The sequence below is a fragment of the Mucilaginibacter sp. genome, from assembly GCF_036383575.1.
Lineage (GTDB): Bacteria > Bacteroidota > Bacteroidia > Sphingobacteriales > Sphingobacteriaceae > Mucilaginibacter.
In genome coordinates this window covers 1-3392 of sequence record NZ_DASVOB010000022.1, presented here as the reverse complement: position 1 = coordinate 3392, position 3392 = coordinate 1, and the positions used below count along the sequence as shown (strand labels likewise).

Below are 3392 nucleotides of genomic sequence, written 5' to 3'. Positions count from 1 at the left end.
AAGCGGATGCAGATAAGCTGATAAAAGACGTGAAGGAAGATTTACGGAAAGTAGCCGATAAAGGCCTTGGTTTTGGTGTTTTGAAATACATAAACAAGGTAGATGCCTTGCAGGGAAATGATCCATGGGATGTGATGTTTAATTACCTGGGGCAGTTTGATCAGGCAGTAAATTCGGTTGATTGGTTTAGTTACGCTAACGAAGATAGTGGCGAATCTGTAAACAAAACACAGTTTTCGCCTGTTAAAATCACAATAAATAGCTATATTATTGCCGGAGAACTAATAATAAACTGGAGTTTTAGTAACAAGCATTATATTGAAACAACGATTAATGATTTGTCGCTAAAGTATATGACCTGCCTTTCACAATTAATCGATCACTGTTTGGAACAAGCTAAATCAAAAACAATATTTACGCCCGCCGACTACGGCTTAGGGGCCGAGATAAATTATCAGGAACTGGATAGATTCCTGGATGATAATGATACGGACAACATCATGAGTTTTTAAGTACCAGGTTTTATGGAAATAGGTGAATTTTTATCAAACCTTGAAAAAATGAACTTTTCATTATCGGTGGATAATGAAAAGCTGAATTTAAATGCTATTAAAAACAAGGTTACCAAAGAGCAGATAAACGCTGTTAAAAATAACAGCGAGATCATTAATTATATTAAAACTCATAAAGATGAATTAATCCAGTACATTTCTACTATTCCAAAAGTATCGGGAGGCAACCAAAAAAATGTAGTTTCCATTTACAGGTTGAGCGGTTTGCAGGAAGGGATGTTGTTCCATAGCCTGTACAATGAACAATTTGGCAGCTACATCGAGCAGTTTACCTGCGATATTATTGATGCAGATTTGAACGTACTGAAAGCTGCCTGGGCTGAAATTATTGCGAAGCATACTATTTTACGAACCGGCTTTTACTATGAGTCGTTCAGTATCCCTGTTCAATGTGTTTACCGTGATGTAACCCTTCCTGTAATCGAAATAGATTACAGCGAGCTGGATACGGCATCACAAACAATAGCATTTGATGATTTCTTAACTGCGGACAGAGAAAGGGGCTTTGATTTTAACCAGCCACCTTTAATGCGGATCACTTTGGTTAAGTTAGATGATAGCCGGTACAGGATGTTATGGAGTTTCCACCATATCCTGTTCGATGGCTGGTCGCTGCCTGTATTAATGAGTGAGTTTTTAGAAGCTTATGAACTTTTATTGCAGGGTCAGGTCGTAGCCCAAACACAGGAAGATAAATATGAAGATTTTATCCGTTACCTGGAACGCAGGGATAAGTGGGCCGAAGAAAGCTATTGGCGTAATTATTTGCAGGGAGTAAGCGAAGGAACTTCTTTGCCCTTTGTTAAAAAGACAAATGCCGCGCTTTTAAAAGCCAAATTTCTTTCAGTTAACAAAGTATTTGATAAGGACGCATCTGCCCTGATCTCTGCCTATGTAAAGAAACACCGTATCACCCTAAATACCCTGATGCAGGGCGTATGGGCATTATTGTTAAACAGGTACACCGGTAATGCGGATGTATTATTTGGTGCCGTTGTATCCGGCAGGCCTGATGAACTACCCGGTGTTGAACATCGCGTAGGGCTGTTTATTAACACTATTCCATTCAAAGCCTCATTTGATAACCAGGAAATAATTAACTGGTTGCAGGGCTTGCAGGCAGATCAGGCTGCTTCAAGAAACTATCAGCATGCTACGCTTCAAAGTCTCAAAGAGTGGACAGGCATAAAAGCCGATTTGTTTGATAGCTTGCTGGTTTTTGAAAACTATCCTGTAAACAAAGCTATAAACGCCAAACAATGGTCGTTAAAAGTTGAGAACGCCAATACTTACGAACAAACTAATTACCCTTTAACTATTTTAATTGCCGATGCCGATGGTTTGAACTTTACTTTTAATTACAATGCCGATCTTTTAGAAACAAGCTATGTACAGTCTATCGTTGATCAGTTTGCTTACGTATTGTCGCAGGTAACTGAAGGGGCTGTAAAAACACTGAACGAAATTTCGATTCTTACTCCTGCTGAGGCATCGATCTTAAAAGAATTTAATAATACAGTTGCGCCGTACCCGGCAGATGAAAATCTGGTAAGCCTGTTTGAAAATCAGGTGAAAAAAACACCTGATGCCATAGCTGTAAAATTTGCAGGGCATTCACTTACTTATCTTGAATTGAACGCGCGTTCCAATCAATTGGCACGCTATCTTCAATTGCAAGGTGTCGCTAAAGAAACATTGGTGCCTGTTTGTCTTGAGAGAAGTTTTGAAATGCTGATTGGCATATTAGGCATATTAAAGGCTGGTGGGGCTTATATTCCGGTTGATCCTGAATATCCTGTTGATAGGATCGCTTACATGCTCAATGATAGCGCCGCCAAAATAGTATTAAGCAGTGCAGCGGGCATCTCAAAATTGCAGGGGAATAACTTGCAGGTGATTGAGCTGTACAAAGATTGGGAGTTAATCTCAAAACAGGATAACAGTAACCTTGATACGGTCATGACTGCCGATCAATTAGCCTATGTGATTTACACCTCCGGATCAACAGGTAAACCTAAAGGTGCCATGAATGAGCATGGCGGTGTTGTTAACAGGCTTAATTGGACACAAAGCTATTTTGGGTTAACTGCTGCCGATACCGTTCTGCAAAAAAATACATTTAGCTTTGACGTATCTGTATGGGAACTTTTATGGCCCATATTAACAGGTGCTAAACTGGTGTTTGCCAAACCCGGCGCCCAGGGCGATAGTCTTTACCTGAAATCAGTAATAGAAAGTCAGGACATAACCCTCCTTCATTTTGTTCCGTCGATGCTGAGCGTGTTTTTGCTCGACATTGAAAAAGGGGATTGCCCCGAATTGAAGCATGTACTGTGCAGTGGCGAAGCTTTGACCACCGCGCAGGTTAAGCTATTCAGGAGCAAGCTGCCTCATGTAGCTTTACATAATTTGTACGGGCCTACCGAGGCCGCTATCGACGTTACCTATTGGAGCGATTTAGAAAAAGACGCGGATCTTGAAATTGTACCTATCGGTACACCTGTGTCCAACACACAGATCTATATTAGGAACGCCTCAGGTGAATTAAGTCCAATCGGTGTACCGGGTGAGGTTTGCATCGGCGGCGTACAAGTAGCAAGAGGCTATTTGAATCAACCTGAACTAACGAAAGAAAAATTCATCACAGACCTTTATAGCGAAGAAGCAAATGCAAGGCTTTACAAAACCGGCGATCAGGGCCGCTGGCTTGCAGATGGTAACATTGAATACCTGGGCAGGATAGACGACCAGGTAAAAATCAGGGGATATCGCATCGAACTTGGTGAGATCGAACAAGTGTTGCTGCAAAACGAAAATGTA

2 protein-coding genes are annotated in these 3392 nt (G+C 41.0%); both read left to right on the top strand.

Annotated elements, in window-relative coordinates; translation table 11 throughout:
- The coding region (locus VF500_RS00770) for a condensation domain-containing protein (protein ID WP_330857845.1) at positions 1-512 on the top strand (512 nt) is incomplete at its 5' end.
- A gap of 48 nt (positions 513-560) precedes the next feature.
- Positions 561-3392, top strand: a 2832-nt coding sequence (locus VF500_RS00765; RefSeq protein ID WP_330857844.1) for an amino acid adenylation domain-containing protein, incomplete at its 3' end; no start/stop codon positions are given.